The organism is Tistlia sp., from assembly GCF_040905785.1.
Taxonomy (GTDB): domain Bacteria; phylum Pseudomonadota; class Alphaproteobacteria; order Kiloniellales; family DSM-21159; genus Tistlia.
This window is the reverse complement of sequence record NZ_JBBDQW010000072.1, coordinates 50,530-69,794: the sequence shown is the minus strand read 5'-3', so window position 1 is coordinate 69,794 and position 19,265 is coordinate 50,530. Positions and strand designations below refer to the sequence as shown.

Sequence of the window (19,265 nt, the reverse complement as noted above, 5' to 3'; positions counted from 1 at the left end):
AGGCCATGTTCCGCAAGCTCCTGCCCCACCCGCTGCTCTCGGTCGCGCTGACCGTGGTCTGGCTGCTGCTGCTCAACAATTTTTCCCTGGGCGGGCTGCTTCTGGGCGCGATCCTGGGCCTGCTGATCCCGCTGGCGACGCAGCGCTTCTGGCCCGACCGGGCGACCCCGCGCGGACCGCTCAAAATCGCGGGCTACGTCCTGCTCGTGCTCTGGGACATCGTCGTCGCCAACGTCGTCGTCGCCAAAGTCATCGTGTTCAAGCCGAACCGGAGGCTCGCGCCCTGCTTCGTGACCATCCCCCTGGACCTGCGCACGCCGGAGGCGATCACGGTCCTGGCCGGAACCATCACCATGACGCCGGGGACGGTCTCGTCCGATCTTTCGGCCGACGGCCGCAGCCTGCTGGTGCACTGTCTCGACGAGCCGGACCCGGAGGCGGCGCGCGACGCCATCAAGCGACGCTACGAGACCCGGCTCAAGGAGATCTTCGAATGATCGAGTACGCGCTGCTCTTCGGCTTCGGCTGCTTCGGCCTGGCGCTCGGCCTCAACCTCTGGCGCCTCGCCAAGGGCCCGACCATCGCCGACCGGGTCCTGGCCCTCGACACCATGGTCATCAACGGCATCGCCATCCTGATGCTGTTCGGGATCCAGTTCGGCACGACGGTCTACTTCGAGGCCTCGCTACTGTTCGCCATGGTCGGCTTCATCTCGACCGTCGCCTTCACGAAGTTCGTGCTGCGCGGCGACATCATCGAGTGACCGGGAGCGCATGACGATGGAGAGCTTTCCACTGGACGTCCTCGCCGAGCTGCTGGTCGTGCTGCTAATCGTGATCGCCGGCGTCTTCGGCCTGGTCGGCTCCTACGGCCTGGCCAAGCTGCCGGATCTGATGACCCGGCTGCACGCCCCGACCAAGGCGACGACGCTGGGCGTCGGCGGCGCCCTGCTCGCCTCGATGGTCTATTTTCTGTCGAGCGGCACCTTCACGCTGCACGAGCTGCTGATCACGCTGTTCCTGCTGCTGACCGCGCCGATCACCGCCCACATGGTCGCCAAGGCCTACCTGCACGCCCACGGCGCCCAGGAACTGCTGCCACCGACCGGCCGCAAGTACGGCTGGGCCAGCTTCGACGCCGCCCCGCCCAGCGGCGGCGACGCCCTGGATTCCATCGAGGCGCCGCGCCTCGCCGAGGATTGACCCGCGCCACGGCCGGCGGCCAGTTTTCCCTTTCGCCCCCGTCGAGGGCTTGCCTATCATGCCTCCCTGCGCCTCCCCGGCAGGCGCCCTCCCCACTCGGCCAGCAACGGAAGACGGAGCGACGGCATGGGTCAGTTCGGTGTTGGTCAAGGCCTGCGACGCCTGGAAGACGCGAGGTTCCTGACGGGCGACGGCCGCTACACCGACGACATCTCCCTGCCCGGCGCCCTCCACCTGGCGATCCTGCGCAGCCCCGTCGCCCATGCCGAGGTGGGCCCGATCGACGTAGAGGAGGCGCGGCGGGCGCCGGGCGTGCGGGCGGTCGTTACCGGCGCCGACCTGGCGGCCGACGGCATCGGCACGATCCCCTGCCTGGCGATGGTGCCGGGGCGCAACGGCAGCAAGCCGGTGGCGCCGCGCTATCCCGCCCTGGCCCAGGGCAAGGTGCGCTTCGTCGGCCAGCCGGTCGCCTGCGTGGTCGCCGAGACCCTGGCCCAGGCGCGCGACGCGCTGGAACTGATCGTCACCGACTTCGAGGCACTGCCGGCGGTGACCGAGGCCGACAAGGCGCTCGCCGAGGGCGCGCCGCAGGTCCACGAGGAGGCGCCGGGCAACCTCTGCCTCGACTACGAGCACGGCGACCGGGAGCGGACCGAGCAGGCCTTCGCCGCGGCGGCCCAGGTCGCGCGCCTCGAGCTCGTCAACAACCGCATCGTCGTCAACTCGATGGAGCCGCGCGTCGCGATCGGCGACTACGATCCCGCGTCGGGCCGCAGCACCCTGCACACCGGCAGCCAGGGCATCTTCCGCCTGCACAGCCAGCTGGCCGAGATCCTGGGCGTCGAGAAGGAGCGGCTGCGCATCGTCACCCCCGATGTCGGCGGCGGCTTCGGCATGAAGATCTTCTCCTATCCCGAGCAGATCCTCTGCCTCTACGCGGCGCGCAAGCTGGAGCGGCCGGTCAAGTGGGTCTCGGAGCGCACCGAGGCCTTCCTGTCCGACACCCAGGGCCGCGACCACGTCACCGGCGTCGAGATGGCGCTGGACGCCGAGGGGCGCTTCCTGGGCATGCGCGTCTCGACCGCGGCCAACCTCGGCGCCTACCTCTCGAACTTCGCGCCCTTCATCCCGACCGGCGCCTCGACCCAGATGTTCAGCGGGCTCTACCGGATCCCGGCGATCTACGCCAACGTGCGCTGCGCCTTCACCCACACCGTGCCGATCGACGCCTACCGCGGCGCCGGCCGCCCCGAGGCCGCCTACATGATGGAGCGGCTGGTCGACGAGTGCGCCCGGGTCGCCGGCCTGGACCGGCGCGAGATCCGTCGGCGCAACTTCATCCGCCCGGCCGACCTGCCCTACGAGACGCCGATGGGCCGGCTCTACGACTCCGGCGACTACCCGCGGCTGCTCGACGAGGCGACGGCGATGGCCGACTGGGAGGGTTTCGCGGCACGCCGGGCCGAGTCCCGCAAGGCCGGCAAGCTGCGCGGCATCGGCCTGGCCAGCTACGTCGAGGCCTGCGGCGGCATCGGCGAGGAAGAGGCCAGGATGACGCTGACGCCCGAGGGCGGAATCGAGCTGGTGATCGGCACCATGACCAACGGTCAGGGGCACCTGACCGCCTACGCCCAGCTGATCAACGACAAACTCGGGATCGCGCCGGAGAAGGTGCGGATGCTGCAGGGCGACTCGGATGTCGTCGAGCGCGGCGGCGGCACCGGCGGCTCGCGCTCGCTGCTGATGGGCGGCGTCGCGGTCAACCGCGCCTCCGACCGGATCGTCGAGCGCGCCAAGCAGGTCGCCGCGCATCTGCTGGAGGCCGCGGCCGGCGACATCGAGTTCGCCGACGGCACCTTCACCATCGTCGGCACCGACCGGCGGCTGTCGCTCGAGGAGGTCGCGCGGGCGACCCAGGGCGACGCCCTGCCCGAGGGCCTGGGCGGCCCGATCGAGGAGAAGGGCGACTACACGGCCGAGGGCATGACCTTCCCGAACGGCTGCCACGTCTGCGAGCTGGAGGTCGAGGCCGACACCGGGCAGGTGCGCATCCTGCGCTACTGCATCGCCGACGACTTCGGCACAGTGGTCAATCCGCTGATGGCCGCCGGCCAGGTCCACGGCGGCACCATCCAGGGCCTGGGCCAGGCGCTGCTCGAGCACACGGTCTACGACGAGGATGGGCAGTTGCTAACCGCCTCCTTCATGGACTACTGCATGCCCCGGGCCGACGACTCGCCGGAGATCGAGCTGAAACTGATCCAGGACTACCCCTGCAAGACCAACCCGCTGGGCGTGAAGGGCGCCGGCGAGGCCGGGGCGATCGGCGCGCCGCCGGCGATCATGAACGCCCTGCTGGACGCTCTCTCCGAGGTCGGCGTCGAGCGGCTGGACATGCCGGCGACGCCCGAGAAGATCTGGCGCGCGATCCGCGCCGGGCAGCGCAGCGCGGCGTGAGACGAGTCGCACGGAGGATGAAGCCGCCGGTGAACGATGACGACGCCACCGCCGACGATCTGCTCTCCGTCCTCCGGCTGATCGCCGAGCGGGCCGGCAAGGTCGTGCTCGGCTACTATGCCGAGGGTGAAGCCATCGAGGTCCTGCAGAAGGCCGACGATTCCCCCGTCACCGCCGCCGACGTCGCCTGCGAGGAGTTCATCCTCGACGCCCTGGCCAAGCTGACGCCCGACGTGCCGGTGGTCTCGGAGGAGTCCTTCAGCAACGGCGTCGAGCCGCGGATCGGCCCGCACGACCTGTTCTGGCTGGTCGACCCGCTGGACGGCACCAAGGAGTTCCTGTCGCGCAACGGCGAATTCACCGTCAACATCGCGCTGATCCAGGACGGCCGGCCGATCGCCGGCGTCGTCCACGCGCCGGCGCTGGCGATGACCTGGGCCGGCAGCGAGAGCAAGGCGACCTTCTCCCAGACCGACCAGCCGCCGATGCCGATCACCGTGCGCGAGGTGCCCGAGGAGGGCCTGACCGTGGTCGCGAGCCGGCGTCACGGCGACGACGCGCAGATCGAGGACTACTTGGCCGGCTTCCAGATCGGCCAGACCCTGGCCGCCGGCTCCTCGGTCAAGTTCTGCCTGATCGCCAGCGGCCGCGCCGACCTCTACCCGCGCTTCGGCCCGACCATGGAATGGGATACCGCCGCCGGCCAGGCCGTGCTGGAGGCCGCCGGCGGCCGCGTCGAGACGCTCGACGGCCAGCGCCTGGCCTACGGCAAGCCGGGCTGGCGCAACCCGCACTTCGTCGCCTTCGGCGGCAAGTAGCGCTCGGCGAGGCTCCCGGCGTCGCCGCCAAGGGAGGAAGGAAGATGTCCACGGTCGGTCTGGTCGGTCTCGGCTCCATGGGCTACGGCATGGGGCGCTCGCTGCTGCGCGCCGGTCTCACCGTGCACGGCTTCGACCTCGCCCCCGAGCAGGTCGCGCGCTTCGAGGCGGAGGGCGGCCGGGGCGGCGCGCTCGCCGAGGTCGCCGGCGCGCTCGACGCCCTGGTGCTTGTCGTGGTCAACGCCGAGCAGATGGCGACCGTCCTGTTCGGCGAGTCCGGCGTCGCCGCGGCGCTGAAGCCCGGGGCGCTCGTCCTCGGCTGCGCCACCGTCGCGCCGGCGGCGGCGCGCGACTTCGAGCAGCGCCTGGGCGAGGCGGGCCTGCTCTATCTCGACGCGCCGATCTCCGGCGGCGCCGCCAAGGCCGCCGAGGGCGCCCTGACCATGATGGCCTCCGGCAGCCCCCAGGCCTTCGCCGCCGCCGAGCCGCTGCTCGAGGCGATGGCGGCGACGGTCTTCCGGCTCGGCGACACGGCCGGGCCGGCCTCGGCGATGAAGATGGTCAACCAGCTGCTCGCCGGCGTGCACATCGCCGCCGCCGCCGAGGCCATGACCTTCGGCATGACCCAGGGCGTGGCGCCGGCCGACTGCCTGAGGGTGATCTCGCAGTGCGCCGGCAGCTCCTGGATGTTCGAGAACCGGGGACCTCACATCGCCGAGGGCGACTATCGGCCGCGTTCGGCGGTCGAGATCTTCGTCAAGGACCTCGGCATCGTCTCCGACATCGCCCGCGCGGCCCGCTTCTCGGCGCCGCTCAGCGCCGCCGCCCTGCAGCAGTTCCTGGCCGCCAGCGGCCTGGGCCTGGGCCGCGAGGACGACGCCGCCGTTGCCAAGGTCTACGCCCGCAACGCCGGCCTGACCCTGCCGGGGGAGGAAGGCGGCTGAAGCGGCGGGCTCCTCGCCCGGCCGCGCGCCCACGCCCTTCGACAGGCGGAGGGCGTGGAAGCCCCGGCCCGCTGCCTACCCTGCGGCCTTCAGGATCTCCTTGGCCAACGCCGCGATCTCCTTGGCCGCCTTGCTGCGCGGCTGGACTTCGCCGACCGCGCGGCCCTCGGCGAGCGCCGAGGCGAAGACGGCGCGATTGCCGACGCGCGTGCGGGCGACCGGGACACCGAGCTCGCCGATCGCCGCGATCATGGCCTCGGCCAGGGTGCCGCGCGGCGGCACGCGGTTGAGCACGATCAGCACCGGCACCTTCTCGGCCCGCGCGAGCTCGAGGGTCGGCTGGGTCGCCCAAAGGTCCATCGGCGAGGGCTGCACCGGCACCACGACGAGGCCGGCGGCACGCACCGCGATCTTGGCCTCGGTCTCCATGTGCGGCGGCGAGTCGATGAGCACGATGTCGTAGTCGCGGGCCAGGCGGTCGACCTCGTTCTTGGTCCGCCAGCCCTTGATCTGGCTGGCCAGGACGCCAGCGCCGGCATCGCCGAAGGCGGCCTCGCGCATCCGGTACCAGGCGCTAAGGGACTGCTGCGGGTCGATATCGACGATCGCGACCGAGCGCTTCATGGCGGTGAAGGCGACGGCAAGGTGCGCGGCCAGGGTCGTCTTGCCGGCGCCGCCCTTCTGCTGGGCCACGGTGATGACCGTTGCTGCCATCGCCTCTTCCCCCTATGACGCCGCATCGGCGTGGTGAGCGCAGATTGTTCGCAACTGCAACATAATAGGCGGATGAGCCGGACCCAAGGCAATAACGCAGCGACGGCGCTCGAGGCCGGCGCGATCCTGCCGGCGAGCCCGGCGGCGATCGAGCGCGCGGCGGCGGCGCTGCGGTCCGGCCGCCTGGTCGTCTTCCCGACCGAGACGGTCTACGGCCTGGGCGGCGACGCCACCGACCCGGCGGCGGTCGCGGCGATCTTCGCGGCCAAGGGCAGGCCCAGCTTCAACCCGCTGATCGCCCACCTGCCGGACCTCGAGGCGGCGTCCCGCGAAGCGGTCTTCCCGGCGCTCGCCGTGCGCCTGGCGGAGCGCTTCTGGCCGGGCCCCCTGACCCTGGTGCTGCCGCGCCGCGCCGACAGCCGGATCGCCCTGCTCTGCTCGGCGGGACTCGACAGCGTCGCCCTGCGCGTGCCGGCCCAGCCGGTCGCCCGCGCCCTGCTGCAGGCGGTCGGCCGGCCGGTTGCGGCGCCCAGCGCCAACCGCTCGGGCCGGATCAGCCCGACCCGCGCCGAGCACGCCGCCGAGGAGCTGGGGGGCGCGGTCGCGCTCTACCTCGACGACGGCCCGACCGCGATCGGCCTGGAATCCACCGTCGTCTCCCTGGTCGGACCCGAGCCGCTGCTGCTGCGCCCGGGCGGCCTGCCGCTCGAGGAGATCGAGGCGCTGGCCGGCCCGCTCGGGCGGCTCGAGTCGAGCGGAAGCCGGGCCGCGCGCCTGTCGCCCGGCCTGCTCGCCAGTCACTACGCGCCGAGCAAGCCGCTGCGCCTGGAATCGACCGCGGTCGCGCCCGACGAAGCGCTGCTCGCCTTCGGCCCCGAGGTGCCGGCGGGCGCCGCCGCGACCATCAACCTGAGCCCCACCGGCGACACCCGCGAAGCGGCGGCCCACCTGTTCGAGGCGCTGCGCCGCCTCGACGCCGGCCCCGGCCGGGCGATCGCCGCCATGGCCGTGCCGGCCGAGGGCCTGGGCCTGGCGATCCGCGACCGCCTGGCCCGCGCCGCCGCGCCGCGCGGCTAAGGGGCCGTCGCAGGAGCGACGCGCGGCGGCTGGCGCTATCCTGGGCGGACCCGAGGCGGCCGGGAGGACGGCGCAGCCAAGGGGAACCCCCGCGCCATGCCGATCGACCAGGCGGTCGGGCCTGCCTGCCCGAACCGCAGCCACGACGTCCGCCTCCTGCAGATCCTGCTCAACGCCAACCGCCGCCGCCTCGGCCTCGCCGTACCGCTCGCCGAGGACGGGTTGTGGGGCGCGCGCACCGAGAGCGCCCTGCGCCGCTGCCGGCCCGACGGTCTGGTGCGGCCGGGCGCGGCAGAGCTGGCCGGCCTCTGCGCCGCCCTGCCGCCCGGCCTGTCCCTCGAGCGGCTCGCCTGCGTGCTCGCCTCCGACCGGGCGCGGGTCGCGCAGTTCCATGCGCCGCTGGTCGGGGCCATGACCGCGGCCGGCATCGCAACGCCGCTGCGCCGGGCCCACTTCCTGGCCCAGATCGGCCACGAGAGCGGCGGCCTGCGCTGGACCGAGGAGCTGGCCTCCGGCGACGCCTACGAGGGTCGCCGCGACCTCGGCAATCGCGAGCCCGGCGACGGCCGCCGCTTCAAGGGCCGCGGCCTGATCCAGCTGACCGGCCGGGCCAACTACCGCGCCTTCGGCGAGGCGGTCGGCCAGGACCTGCTGAGCGAGGCCGGCGCGCGTCGCCTCGCCGTCGAGCCGGCGCTCGCGGTCGCCGCCGCGATCTGGTTCTGGACCCGCCACGCCCTCAACGAGCTGGCCGACCGCGACGACCTCGCGGCCGTCACCCGCCGCGTCAACGGCGGCCTCACGGGCCTGGCCGACCGCGCCGCCTACCTGCGTCGCGCGAAGCTGCTGCTGCCGAGCATCTGAGAGCGCCGCCGAGGGCGGGTCTTTCCGCACCCACTGTGCCGATACCGCCCCGGCCTCGCCGGCCCGGCGAGCCACCCGGCAGCCCGCGCAGCTCCGGGCGCGAGCCCGCCGTCGCCCGACCAGGACCGGGTGGGTCGCGACACCCCCAGGCCTGTCCGACGGCAAGGCCAACCCCTTGCATTCACACGGTTTCGCAAAATGGCATGGGCCTTGCTGATGAACCGGCGGGAACCGTGGGATGACCGAGGCCGATGCGGGTGACAGCACAGCAAAGGCGGCGCGCGAGATCCTGGCCTATCTCAGGGTCCAGCCGGCCGCCGTCGATACCGCGCGCGGCGTGCGCGAGTGGTGGCTCCGCGGGATGCAACCGCCGCCGACGTCCGAGCAGGTCGAGGCCGCGCTCGCCCTCCTGGCGGAGGCCGGACAGGTACGGCGCCGGGTCAACCCCGACTCGACCGTCCTGTGGTCCGCGAACGACCCCGACTCCGACTCCGACCCAGGCCCCGACTGGGCCTAGCCCGTGCCCCGGAGGGTGCGCATGAGCACCGCCCTTCTCGCCGCCAGCCAGACGCTTCAGGCCGTGTTGCTCGCCGCCCTCCAGGGCGACGGCATCCTGAGCGTGCTGTTTCCGCCGCTCGGCCCCTCCGTGGTCTCCCTGGCGACGCCCGACGGGATGGTCGACCAGGACCAGACCGGGGTCTCGGTCTGGCTCTATCGCGTCGTCCGCGACGAGCAGCTGCTCAACCGGCCGCCGTCCCGCCTGCCCCCGGATCGCCTGCGTCCGCCGCCCCTGCCGATGCGGCTCCACTACCTGATGACGCCGATGATGCGCGGCAACGCCGGCGAGCCCGCCCCCGAGACCGACCAGCACGTGCTCGGGGCGGTCCTGCGGAGCTTCCACCAGCAGCCGATCCTCGCCGGCGCGGCGCTCGCCGGCGCGCTTCGCGGCACGGACCGCCAGATCAGCGTGCGCCTGGAGAGTCCCGGCCTGGAGGAGCTCGCCCGTGTCTGGGACACCCTGGACCAGCCCTACCGGGCCAGCCTCTGCTACGAGGTCAGCGTCGTCGAGGTCGAGAGCGAGCAGCCCGACGCCCATGGGCCGCCGGTCCTGCGCTCGGAGCCCGAGCTCGGGCAGGCCCGACCGCTCCTGCTCGAGGGGGCGCTGCCATGACCAGCACCCTCGTCACCGCCGGCGGACTCGACTGGCAGTACTGGGCCGAGACCGCGCCACCGGCCGCAGCCCGCTACCAGGTGATCGCCCGGGCCCAGCTCGTCGACGAGCTGACCGGCGCGCCGCCGCGGGTGCCGGCACGGGCCTCGACGCCGCTTCGCGGGCTCGACGCCTGCGCCAGCGCCGGCGGACTCGTCGGCCTAGCCGGGCGGCCCGCGGCGCTCTATCCGGATCCTTGGCCGGGCGTGGCGCCGCGCGTCGCGCTTGCGGTCGAGGCGGCGGGCTTCCTGCCCCTCTCGCTGGCCGCCGACCTGCCGCCGCAGCCGGGCTTTCCGGCGAGCTTCCTGCCGCTCGACTTCGGCACCGTCGGCCTGCACCGACGGCCGACCGCGATCGGCGGCCGGGCGGTCGACGCGGCCGGCGCGCCGGTGGCCGGCGCCACCGTCGCTGTGACCGGCGCCTGGGCCACCGTGGAGGCCCTGCTCGGGCCGAGCGCGGCGCCGAACGGGGTCAGCCTGTGGGCCGGCCTCTACGCCGACAGGCCGGCTGGCGCCACCCTGCGGCGACGCACGCTCAGCATCCTTGCCGGACCGAAGAGGCTGCTGCAGGCGGCCGCTGCCGGCGCGACCCGGCTGAAGCTCTCGAACCGCCAGGGGCTGCTGCTGAACCGGCCGCTGGCGATCGAGCCGGGCGACCCGGAGCGCACCGAATACCTGTCGGTCGCGGCCATCGACACGACCTCCAGCGATGACCAGCCGGCCTGGGTCACCCTGCACCATCCGCTGGCGCGTCCGCACCCCGCCGGCGTCGAGGTCGCCCGCACCGGCTTCAACGTGCCGGGCGCCGCGAACCCGCTCGTCCGGGACGGGCGACGCGGCGACCGGACGCTGCTCATGGCCGGACTGGCCGGCCTGTCCCCCGGCAACCCGACGATCGAGATCTCCGGCGGGCCGGCGGCCGAGGAATACCACGGCTTCGCGCTGTGGCAGGCGCCGACCGGCCCGGACGGCCGCTACCGGCTGCCGCCGATCCACCGCCTCGCGCACCTGGAGCTGACAGCCAGCGGCGGCGGCCAGCCGCAGCCGGCGCGCCGCCTCGTCACCCTCGTCGGCGAGGCCGAAGCCATCGCCGACCTCGTCTTCCCGTGAGGACCCTCATGCTCCGCCCGCCAGCATCCGCGCTCCGCCCCGACACCAAGGAGGCCTTCCATGGCTGAGTATCTCGCGCCCGGCGTCTACCTCGAAGAGATCGACACCGGCGCCAAGCCGATCGAGGGCGTCAGCACCTCGACCGCCGGCGTCGTCGGGCTCGCGGAGCGCGGGCCGCTGGACCGCCCGATCCTGATCACCAGCGCGGGCGAGTTCGAGCGCTGGTTCGGCGGACCCCTGCCGATCGGGGAGTTCACCGATCCGGCCGACCCCGACCGGGCGCACTGCTACCTGCCGGACGCGGTCCGCGGGTTCTTCACCAACGGCGGCAAGCGGCTCTACGTCGTGCGGGTGGCACCGGAAGAGGCCGAGCGGGCACGGATGGCCCTGTTCGACCGCGGCGCCCCCGGAGACGCCGAGACCGTGCTGCTGCGCCGGGCCGGCCAGGGCGAGGGGGCCGCCGGAACGCCGCTGCTCTACCTGCTTGATACATCCGGCGTCGCTGCCGGGGAGTTCCTGCGGATCGGCGACGGCAGCCGCGCCGAGTACCTCCAGGTGGTGGGCGCGCCGCTTGCCGCCGACCGTCACGTCCCGCTCAGCCGGCCCCTGGCGCGGTCTCACGCGACGACCGCGAACGCGCTCAGCATCCACGCCCCCGCGGCGATCGCCGGAGGTCCCTTCTCGCTCGACGCCGACGTCGCGGCCGGGGCCGGGGTGGTCGTGGTCGACAGCCCCGTCAACCTGGCCGCCGAAGCGCTGCCCTTCCTGCTGCAGATGAGCGCGAACGGCGCCAGCGATCTCGCCGCGGTGATCGCGGCGCCGGTCAGCCTCGGCGGCAGCCTGTTCCGCGTCGCCCTGAACGAGCAGCTCGGCCAGGCCTACCCGGCCGGCACGGCGGTCGAGCTGTTCTCCAGCGCCGCCGGCGCCAGCACGCTGGCGGTGCCGGCCGCGCCCGGCGACGCTGTCGTCTTTGCCGACGCCGACGTCGCCTTCGCCGACATGCTGGTCGAGCTGGATGCCGGCACGCCGAACCACGAGGTGCGCCGCCTGGGCGAGCTGCGCACGCTGGCGCTGGAGCAGCCGCTGCCCCAGCCGGCCCCGGCCGGCAGCGCCGTGGCGCACGTGACGCTGGCCGACGGGGCCATCGCCGCCAAGACCCTGACCGGCGCCGCCGGCCCCGGAACCCGCGTGCTCGCCCTGAACGACCGGGTCGACCTCGCGGTCGGGCAGGTCCTGCGCGTCGGCGCCGGCCTGGACGAGGAGTTCGGCACCGTCATCGCCATCCCCGGCGAGCGCGGCGCGGCCCCGGACGCGGGCAACGTCACCCTGGCGCACGGCCTGTCGGGCGAGCACGCCGCGGGCGCCGCGGTCGTGGCGCAGGACCCGCCGGCCTTCCCCGGCGGCGGCCACCAGTCGACGGCGACGCTGCTGACCGCGGAGGCCGGTGACGGCGAGCTGCTGGTCGCCGCCGGCCAGAACTACGCCGCCGGCGACGCGGTCCGGCTGCGGCTGCCGGACGGCGCAGTCAGCTATCATCGGATCGCGGGCAGCGCCGTGCCTGCCAATACCGGCCTCGTCACCCTGAACGCCGGTCTCGCCCGGACCCACGAGATGGGCGAGACCGCGGTCGAGCGGCAGGCCCTGATCGAGCTAGAGGCCCTCGACGTCGGCGCCTGGGGCAACCGGCTGCTGGTCTCGGTCGAGGACGAGCCGAACGGCCTCCTGGCGCGCGCCCATACGGTCGCGCTGAATCCGCCGCTGCAGGTGCGCCTGAGCAGCCTGACCGGCGTCGAGCCGGGCACGCTGCTGGAGGTCGCCAACCCGGCGACCGGCGCTTCCGTGCGGCTCAAGGCGCGGCGCACCGACCCTTCGAACGGCAGCGTCACGCTGGACGCGCCGGGCCTCGATGCGGCGACCCTCGCCGCGCTCGGTGCGATCGCCGGGCCGCTCGAGGTCGCCAGCCGCGAGTTCCGCCTGGTCGTGCGCCTGCGGCGGCGGCCCGATCCCGCCGTGCCGTCGCGCAACAACCAGATCCTGGCCCTGGAGGCCTTCCGCCACCTCTCGATGGACCATCGGCACAGCCGCTACTTCCCGAGCGTGCTCGGCGCGGCGAACGGCCCGCCCCGTCTCGAGGATGGCCGGCCGGAAGGCGAATCCCAGTTCGTCCGCGTCACCGACCTCGCGCCGGACCTGGCGGCGACCGAGGCGATCCGGCCCGGCCCCGAGACGCTGGTCGACCTGCTGCCCTCGGGCGTCCGCGAGCCGGCCCGCCACCCGCTCGTTGGCGGCGACGATTCCCTCGCCACCCTCGCCGACCCCGTCTACCTCGGCGCCGACCATCCGGAGCCGCTCGAGCGGACCGGCCTGCACGCCCTGCGGAACATGCCGCAGGTCAGCATGGTGGCGATCCCCGGCCAGGCGAGCGCGGCGCTCCAGGCCGGCCTGATCGCGCACTGCGAGCTCATGCGCTACCGCTTCGCCGTCCTGGATTCCGCCACCGCCGAGGCGACGCTCGCCGAGGTGCAGGCGCAGCGCCAAGCCTTCGACACCAAGTACGCCGCGCTCTACTACCCGTGGCTCACGGTGCCGGACCCGATGCCGGACAACCTGGCGCTGATCCGGGACTACCACCTGCCGCCCTCCGGTCACGTCATGGGCATCTTCGCCCGCACCGACGAGGAACGGGGCGTGCACAAGGCGCCGGCCAACGAGGTGGTGCGGGGCATCACCGGCCTGTCGCGGCGGCTCAACAAGGGCGAGCACGACATCCTCAACCCGAGCCCGGTGAACATCAACGTGATCCGGGACTTCCGGCCCGAGGGGCGCGGCATCCGCGTCTGGGGCGCGCGCTGCATCACCTCCGACAGCGACCACAAGTACGTGCCGGTACGCCGGCTGCTGATCTTCCTGGAGCAGTCGATCGAGCGCGGCCTGCAATGGGTCGTCTTCGAGCCCAACGCCGAGCCGCTCTGGGCGCGCGTGCGGCGAAGCGTGGCGAACTTCCTGACCGACGTCTGGCGCGACGGCGCGCTCGAGGGGACGAAGCCGGAGGAGGCCTTCTTCGTCAAGTGCGACCGCACGACGATGACCCAGACCGACATCGACAACGGCCGGCTGATCTGCGTGATCGGCGTCGCGCCGGTGAAGCCCGCCGAGTTCGTGATCATCCGCATCGGCCTGCTGACCGCCTCTTCCGAGGGCTGACCTAAAGGTGAGGAGAAGCCGCCATGGCCACCGGCGACCGTAACGACCCCTACCGCGGGTTCAATTTCCGGATCGAGATCGACGGCGTCACCGTCGCCTCCTTCACCGAGGCCTCCGGCCTGGACGCCGAGGGCGACCCCGTCGACTACCGCGAGGGCACCGACCGGGTGAACTGGGTGCGCAAGCTGCCCGGCCTGCGCAAGTACCCGAACATCGTGCTGAAGCGCGGGGTGACCCAGAACAAGGAGCTCTGGGCCTGGTACCGCAACATCGCCGGCGGGGCCGCCGACCGGCGCGACGGCACCATCGTGCTGATGAACGAGGCGCGCGAGGACGTGCTGCGCTGGAACTTCCGCAGCGCCTGGCCGAACAAGGTCACCGGCCCGAGCCTCAACGCCACCAGCAACGAGGTCGTCATGGAGAGCGTCGAGCTCTGCCATGAGGGCCTCGACATCGACGTCTAGCCGGAGCGCCCGTAGCGATGCCCGGCCTGCCCGACACCCCCGGCGTCTACATCCAGCGCGACGACCGCAGCCGCGCCGGCGTCTCGGTCGTGCGCACCGACGTCACCGGCTTCGTCGGCATCGCCGAGAAGGGCCCGCTCGGCCGACCCGTGCGCATCGAGACCATGCGCCAGTTCGAGACGGTGTTCGGCGGCTATCTCGGCAGCGCCTTCCTCGCCTACAGCGTTCGGGCCTTCTTCGAGAACGGCGGCCGCCGCTGCCTGGTCGTGCGCGTCGCCGCCGGCAACCCGGCGACCGGGGCGGCCCCCGCCATTCGCTCGATTCCCGACACCGGCGGCGGGCCGGGCCTGGAGATCGCCGCCTCCAGCCCCGGTTCCTGGGGCAACGGCCTCACCGTCACGATCAACACCGCCTGGCGCGCCGAGACGGTGGCCGCGAACCCGCCCGTCGCCGCCACCGCCCTGGCCGTCGCCGCGACCGAGGGCTTCGCCGCCGGCCAGCTGGTCCGCCTGAGCCAGCCCGGCCTGGCGGAGCAATACCGCATCCTGGCCGCCGTCGATCCGGGGGCGCGCCTCCTCCATTTCGTCCATCCGGAGCCGGCCTCGCGGCGCGCCACCGACCGCCCGCTGGCCGGCCTGCTTCCCGGCGCGCCCGTCCGTATCGAGCGGCTCGACTACGACCTCGCCGTGTCCAGCAACGGCCTGCCGGTCGCGCTCTACGCGGGCCTGAGCCTGGTCCCCGGCGGCCCGCGATACGTCGCCGACGTGCTGCGGCCCGTCGAGCCGGACGACGACGGCGTCCTGCCCGGCCCGCCGCCGCCGCTGACCGTCACGGTGCCGGAGCGGCCCGCTGGCGAGATCCCCCTGCCGCTGGCGGTCGTCCCCGGCGTGCCGCTGGCGCTCGCCGGCGGCCGCGACGGCCTCGGCGAGCTCTCGCCCGCGGACTTCAAGGCCGGCCTGGCGGCGCTCGAGGACCAGCGCGACCTGTCGATCCTGGCAGTGCCGGACATCCTGATCGAGCCGCTCCGCCGGCCGGTCCTGTCCTACGACCCGCCGACCCTGGATCCCTGCGTGCCCTGCCCGCCGCCGCCGGCCGCCGCCGAGCCGCTGCCGCCGCCCCTGGCCGAGCTGCCGCCACGCTTCGGGGAGGCCGCGATCGCCGAGGTGCAGGCGGCCATGCTTGAGCAGTGCGAGCGGCTGCGCGACCGGGTCGCCCTCGTCGACCCGCCCTGGCGCGCAGTCCGCGGCGAGGCGGTCGGGCTGGGCGCGGTCCAGGCCTGGCGCAGCCGCTTCGACAGCGCCTTCGGCGCCCTCTACCTGCCCTGGCTGGCCGTGCCCGATCCGCTGGGCCTGGCCCCGACCCGCATGATCCCGCCGTCGGGCCATGTCGCCGGCCAGATCGCCGCGACCGACATCGCAACCGGGCCGCACCGGGCCGCAGCCAACAGCCCGCTCGCCTGGGCGCAGGCGGCGAGCCTCGAGGTGGGGGCCGGCGGCCACGGCCTGCTCAACAGCGCCGGCCTCAACGTCATCGCCGCGCGCGACGGCCGGCCCCTGCGCATCCTGGGCGCCCGCACCATGAGCAGCGACCCCGCCTGGCGCTTCCTGCCGGTGCGCCGCTTCGTCTCGATGCTGCGGCGGGCACTCGACGCGGCGACGCAGTGGGCGGTGTTCGAGCCGAACAGCGCCGAGACCCGGGCGCTGCTCGCCCAGTCCATCGGCATCTTCCTGGAATCCCTGCGCCGCGGCGGCGCGCTGGCCGGCGACCGGCCGGCCGAGGCCTTCCGCGTCCGCTGCGACGAGACCAACAACCCGCCGAGCGCGCGGGCCGTCGGCGAGCTGCTGGTCGACATCGCCGTCGCGCCGGCGCGGCCGCTGGAGTTCATCCTGCTGCGCCTCGGGCGCCGGGAGGAGGCCTTCGAGCTTGCCGAGCAGGGTGCGCTCGCCCTCGACAGCGTGGGAGCCGCCTGATGGCCACCGGCAAGCGCTACGACCCGGTGCCGGGCTACAACTTCTCGGTCGCCCTCCTGCCCTCCAAGAGCGCCGAGGGGCCGGGCGCCGGCACCATCGGCCTGTCGACGGCGGGCACGCGCAGCTACGCCGGCTTCTCCGAGGTCTCCGGCCTCGAGTTGACCATGGCGGTCGAGGACTACGAGGCCGGCGGCGTCAACGACGCCGTGCTCAAGTTCCCCGGGCGGGTGCGCTGGTCGAACCTGGTGCTGAGGCGCGGCATCGTCGGCCGGCGCGACCCGCTCGACGACGCCGATCTCTGGACCTGGTTCAACGACTTCCTCGAGGGCCGAGGCAAGCGCAAGGACGGGCTGGTCACGCTGCTCAAGCCCGACGGCGCGCCCGTCCACGTCTGGTCGTTCCGCCGGGGGCTGCCGGCGCGCTGGAGCGGGCCCTCGCTTAACGCCGGCCGCTCCGAGGTCGCCATCGAGTCGCTCGAGATCGCGCACGAAGGCATCCGCCGCGAGGACGCGGGCGGCGCCCTCGGCACCGCCATCGGCGCCGTCGTCGACGCGATTTTCTGAGAACTGGGAGAAAGGAGCGCGCGATGCAGGTGGAGATCGACGAGGTGGTCGGCACGATCCGCGTCAGGGGCGGCCGCTCCTACCAGGACCCACAGGAGAAGCAGCAGCTGGTCGAGGCCGTGCTGCGCGCGGTCGACCAGCGCCTGGCACGGAAGCTGCAGCGCGGCGAGGCGACGGGCATCGAGGACGACGGGCGCGGCGGCATCAGCCGGCAGCAGGGCGGGCCGTCATGACCGGCAGCGCACCGCCCGGACGCGCCTACCTGATCGCCCACTGGCAGGCCGGCGACAGCGACCCCATTCCGGTGCAGTTCAACCCCACGGAGATGACGCTGGAGAAGCGCGTCCAGTTCGCCGAAATCGCGATTCCGGGCCTGACCGCGCCGCTGCAGCAGTTCGTGCGCGGCCAGGCCGAGGTGCTGACCCTCGAGCTGTTCTTCGATACCTCCGACAAGGGCACCGGGGCGGTCGCGACCAGCGTCACCACCGAGACCGACAAGGTCTATTCGCTGGCGCGCATCGAGCCCTCCGGCCACGCGCCGCCACCGGTGACCTTCCATTGGGGCAAGGGCTTTCCCGGGGAGAACCTAGCGTCGGAGCTCGGCGGCCAGCGGCGCGAGAGCTTCACCGGCACCATCGTCAACATCCGCCAGACCTTCACATTCTTCTCGGGCGGCGGCGTGCCGCTGCGCGCCAAGCTCGCGCTCACGGTCAACGAATACAAGACGATGCGCGAGCAGCTGGACGAGCTGAACCTCTCCTCGCCCGACCGCACCCACGGCCACCTGCTGAGCGGCAGCGACCAGCTCTGGTCGGTCGCCCAGCGCTACTACAGCCGGCCCGGCGAGTGGCGGCGGATCGCCGAGGCGAATGGCCTCGCGGACCCCCGCCGCCTCGCCGCCGGCACCCGCCTCGCGGTGCCCTCGATCGACAGCGGAAGGCGCGGCCGATGACCGAGTTCCGCGCCGTCCTGGAGGAGGCCGACCGGCCGGAGAACCGGGCCTTCTACGCGCCGGCCTTCCAGGTCCGCATCGAAGGCGAGAACCTGCCCCGCAACGTGCTGCGCGACGTCATGGAGCTCAAGTACGTCGACGGGCTGACCGAGATCGACCGCTTCGAGCTGTCGCTCAACAACTGGGATCCGGACCGCCGCAGGTTCAAGTTCATCGGCTCGGAGCCCGCCGACTACATGACCGGCGCCGACGCCGCCTCGCGCCTCTACCGGCTGTTCCAGCCCTGCGAGAAGACGGTCGAGATCAAGCTCGGCTACTCCGACAACCTGCTGACGATGATGCTCGGCAACTTCACCACGGTGGAGCCGCGCTTCCCGGCGGACTCGGCGCCGACGCTGACGGTGACCGGGCTCAACGTGCTCCACCAGCTGCGGCGCAAGAAGTACACGACCGCCTGGGTCGGCCGGAAGCCGAGCTGGATCGCGCGCAACATCGCGACCCTGCGGGACGCGGGCAAGCCGCGCTTCCCGCTGCCGATCGCCGTCGACCCGGAGCGCGAAGAGGCGGAGCCGACGCTCGACTACACGGCGCAGACCAACCAGTACGACGTCGACTTCCTGCTCAACCTGGCCCGCCAGCAAGGCTACGAGCTGGTCGTGCAGGAGGCCAACGAGGCGGCCGGCACGCCGCGCCGGCTCTACTTCGGCCCCGGCGCCTCGGCGCGGCCGCCGGTCAACTTCCGCCTCGACTGGGGCCGCACGCTGATCGACTTCGAGCCGACGATCACCAGCCACAACCAGGTCAAGTCGGTGACGGTCAACGGCTGGGACCGCCAGGCCCAGCGGGCGATCCGCGAGACCGTCGCCTTCGACGACCCGGAGCTGCGCCGCCTCAACGCGGACCTGCGCGAGTTCGTGCAGTGCGATCCGCGCGAGGAACTCGTCGTCGACCGGCCCGTGTTCAGCCGCGAGCAGGCTCGGGACATGGCGCGCGCCGTGCTGCGCGACCGCGCGGCCTCGGTCGTCAAGGCCAAGGGCACCACCGTGGGCCTGCCGGAGTTGCGGGCCGGCACCAAGGTGCGCATCGGCGAGATCGGCGCGCGGCTGTCCGGCGAGTACCTCGTCACCCGGACCGAGCACGGCCTGACCGACGCCGGCTACACGGTGCGATTCGAGGCGCGGCGAGAGCAGCTGGGGGAGGCGGGATCGTGAAGTCCGGCCAGATGCCCGGCCTGGTGCTCGCCACGGCGACCGCAGTCGACGATCCGCTCGGCCAGGGCCGCATCAAGATCACCTACCCCTGGCTCGACGAGACGCTGGAGAGCGACTGGATTCCCCTCGCATCGCCCTTCGCCGGCCCCGACCGCGGCCTCTACATGATGCCGGAGGTCGGCGACGAGATGGTCGCCGGCTTCCTGCATGGCGACTTCAACCACCCGGTCGTGCTGGGCGCCCTGTGGAACGGTCAGTCGGAGGTACCCTCGGCCGATCCCCGCCAGCGCATGATCCGCTCGGTCAACGGCCACACCATCCGCTTCGTCGATTCGACGCCGACCCTCGGCGACAAGGGCGCGCTGATCATCGAGGACGCGCACGGCAACAAGATCGTCATGGCCAACACGCACATGCTGATCCAGGCGGTCGGCACGCTCGTGATCCAGGGCGCCAGCATCACCCTCAACGGCCGGCCGGTGACGCCGAGCCCGAACCCCGTCTAGGGA

20 protein-coding genes are annotated in these 19,265 nt (G+C 73.2%); 19 read left to right on the top strand and 1 reads right to left on the bottom strand.

Features of this window, described 5'->3' with window-relative positions:
* Nucleotides 1-5 precede the first annotated feature (5 nt).
* The 6 genes from WD341_RS16355 (at nucleotide 6) to ltnD (ending at nucleotide 5,421) form a co-directional block, all read left to right on the top strand.
* Entirely contained in the window at nucleotides 6-497 is a 492-nt protein-coding gene (locus WD341_RS16355) for a Na+/H+ antiporter subunit E (protein WP_368426547.1), read from the top strand.
* The gene (locus tag WD341_RS16350; protein ID WP_368426546.1) at nucleotides 494-763 is read left to right on the top strand and encodes a K+/H+ antiporter subunit F; all 270 of its coding nucleotides are present in this window, start codon (nucleotides 494-496) and stop codon (nucleotides 761-763) included. The genes WD341_RS16355 and WD341_RS16350 overlap by 4 nt, the downstream gene beginning before the upstream one ends.
* Nucleotides 764-779: 16 nt before the next feature.
* A complete protein-coding gene (locus tag WD341_RS16345; protein WP_368426545.1) occupies nucleotides 780-1,202 on the top strand; it encodes a Na+/H+ antiporter subunit G in 423 nt (140 codons plus the stop codon).
* 126 nt (nucleotides 1,203-1,328) lie between these two features.
* On the top strand, nucleotides 1,329-3,659 hold the full coding sequence (locus WD341_RS16340) for a xanthine dehydrogenase family protein molybdopterin-binding subunit (protein WP_368426544.1): 2,331 nt from the start codon (nucleotides 1,329-1,331) through the stop codon (nucleotides 3,657-3,659).
* Nucleotides 3,660-3,688: 29 nt separating this feature from the next.
* On the top strand, nucleotides 3,689-4,477 hold the full coding sequence (gene cysQ, locus WD341_RS16335) for a 3'(2'),5'-bisphosphate nucleotidase CysQ (RefSeq protein ID WP_368426543.1): 789 nt from the start codon (nucleotides 3,689-3,691) through the stop codon (nucleotides 4,475-4,477).
* 44 nt (nucleotides 4,478-4,521) lie between these two features.
* Complete coding sequence (gene ltnD / locus WD341_RS16330) at nucleotides 4,522-5,421, top strand: L-threonate dehydrogenase (protein WP_368426542.1); 900 nt, start codon at nucleotides 4,522-4,524, stop codon at nucleotides 5,419-5,421.
* A gap of 75 nt (nucleotides 5,422-5,496) precedes the next feature.
* On the opposite strand, the gene parA is transcribed toward ltnD, so the two are convergent.
* Nucleotides 5,497-6,135, bottom strand: coding sequence for a ParA family partition ATPase (gene parA / locus WD341_RS16325; RefSeq protein ID WP_368426541.1), 639 nt, complete (start codon nucleotides 6,133-6,135; stop codon nucleotides 5,497-5,499).
* A gap of 72 nt (nucleotides 6,136-6,207) precedes the next feature.
* Between parA and WD341_RS16320 the strand changes: the two genes are divergently transcribed.
* The 13 genes from WD341_RS16320 to WD341_RS16260 all read left to right on the top strand — a co-directional run bounded on the left by WD341_RS16320 (nucleotide 6,208) and on the right by WD341_RS16260 (nucleotide 19,262).
* Nucleotides 6,208-7,212 carry an L-threonylcarbamoyladenylate synthase gene (locus WD341_RS16320; RefSeq protein ID WP_368426540.1) on the top strand — a complete coding sequence of 335 codons (1,005 nt, stop codon included), beginning with the start codon at nucleotides 6,208-6,210 and terminating at the stop codon, nucleotides 7,210-7,212.
* A gap of 96 nt (nucleotides 7,213-7,308) precedes the next feature.
* Nucleotides 7,309-8,073: a glycoside hydrolase family 19 protein gene (locus tag WD341_RS16315; RefSeq protein ID WP_368426539.1), complete on the top strand. Its 765-nt coding sequence runs from the start codon at nucleotides 7,309-7,311 to the stop codon at nucleotides 8,071-8,073.
* A 238-nt stretch (nucleotides 8,074-8,311) separates the two neighbouring features.
* Nucleotides 8,312-8,590, top strand: a complete 279-nt coding sequence (locus WD341_RS16310) for a hypothetical protein (protein WP_368426538.1) — start codon at nucleotides 8,312-8,314, stop codon at nucleotides 8,588-8,590.
* Between the two features lie 21 nt (nucleotides 8,591-8,611).
* Nucleotides 8,612-9,244, top strand: a complete 633-nt coding sequence (locus WD341_RS16305) for a Pvc16 family protein (RefSeq protein WP_368426537.1) — start codon at nucleotides 8,612-8,614, stop codon at nucleotides 9,242-9,244.
* A complete protein-coding gene (locus WD341_RS16300) occupies nucleotides 9,241-10,392 on the top strand; it encodes a hypothetical protein (RefSeq protein ID WP_368426536.1) in 1,152 nt (383 codons plus the stop codon). The genes WD341_RS16305 and WD341_RS16300 overlap by 4 nt, the downstream gene beginning before the upstream one ends.
* Before the next feature lie 60 nt (nucleotides 10,393-10,452).
* On the top strand, nucleotides 10,453-13,596 hold the full coding sequence (locus WD341_RS16295; RefSeq protein WP_368426535.1) for a phage tail sheath subtilisin-like domain-containing protein: 3,144 nt from the start codon (nucleotides 10,453-10,455) through the stop codon (nucleotides 13,594-13,596).
* Between the two features lie 23 nt (nucleotides 13,597-13,619).
* The gene (locus WD341_RS16290; protein ID WP_368426534.1) at nucleotides 13,620-14,060 is read left to right on the top strand and encodes a phage tail protein; all 441 of its coding nucleotides are present in this window, start codon (nucleotides 13,620-13,622) and stop codon (nucleotides 14,058-14,060) included.
* Nucleotides 14,061-14,077: 17 nt separating this feature from the next.
* On the top strand, nucleotides 14,078-16,030 hold the full coding sequence (locus WD341_RS16285) for a phage tail sheath family protein (RefSeq protein WP_368426533.1): 1,953 nt from the start codon (nucleotides 14,078-14,080) through the stop codon (nucleotides 16,028-16,030).
* Nucleotides 16,030-16,593 (top strand): phage tail protein, encoded by a 564-nt coding sequence (locus tag WD341_RS16280; RefSeq protein ID WP_368426532.1) that lies wholly within the window; start codon nucleotides 16,030-16,032, stop codon nucleotides 16,591-16,593. Before WD341_RS16285 ends, WD341_RS16280 begins: the two co-directional genes overlap by 1 nt.
* A gap of 23 nt (nucleotides 16,594-16,616) precedes the next feature.
* Entirely contained in the window at nucleotides 16,617-16,826 is a 210-nt protein-coding gene (locus WD341_RS16275; RefSeq protein ID WP_368426531.1) for a hypothetical protein, read from the top strand.
* Nucleotides 16,823-17,545, top strand: coding sequence for a LysM peptidoglycan-binding domain-containing protein (locus WD341_RS16270; RefSeq protein WP_368426530.1), 723 nt, complete (start codon nucleotides 16,823-16,825; stop codon nucleotides 17,543-17,545). Before WD341_RS16275 ends, WD341_RS16270 begins: the two co-directional genes overlap by 4 nt.
* A complete protein-coding gene (locus WD341_RS16265) occupies nucleotides 17,542-18,756 on the top strand; it encodes a phage late control D family protein (protein WP_368426529.1) in 1,215 nt (404 codons plus the stop codon). Before WD341_RS16270 ends, WD341_RS16265 begins: the two co-directional genes overlap by 4 nt.
* A complete protein-coding gene (locus tag WD341_RS16260; RefSeq protein WP_368426528.1) occupies nucleotides 18,753-19,262 on the top strand; it encodes a phage baseplate assembly protein V in 510 nt (169 codons plus the stop codon). The genes WD341_RS16265 and WD341_RS16260 overlap by 4 nt, the downstream gene beginning before the upstream one ends.
* Nucleotides 19,263-19,265 lie beyond the last annotated feature (3 nt).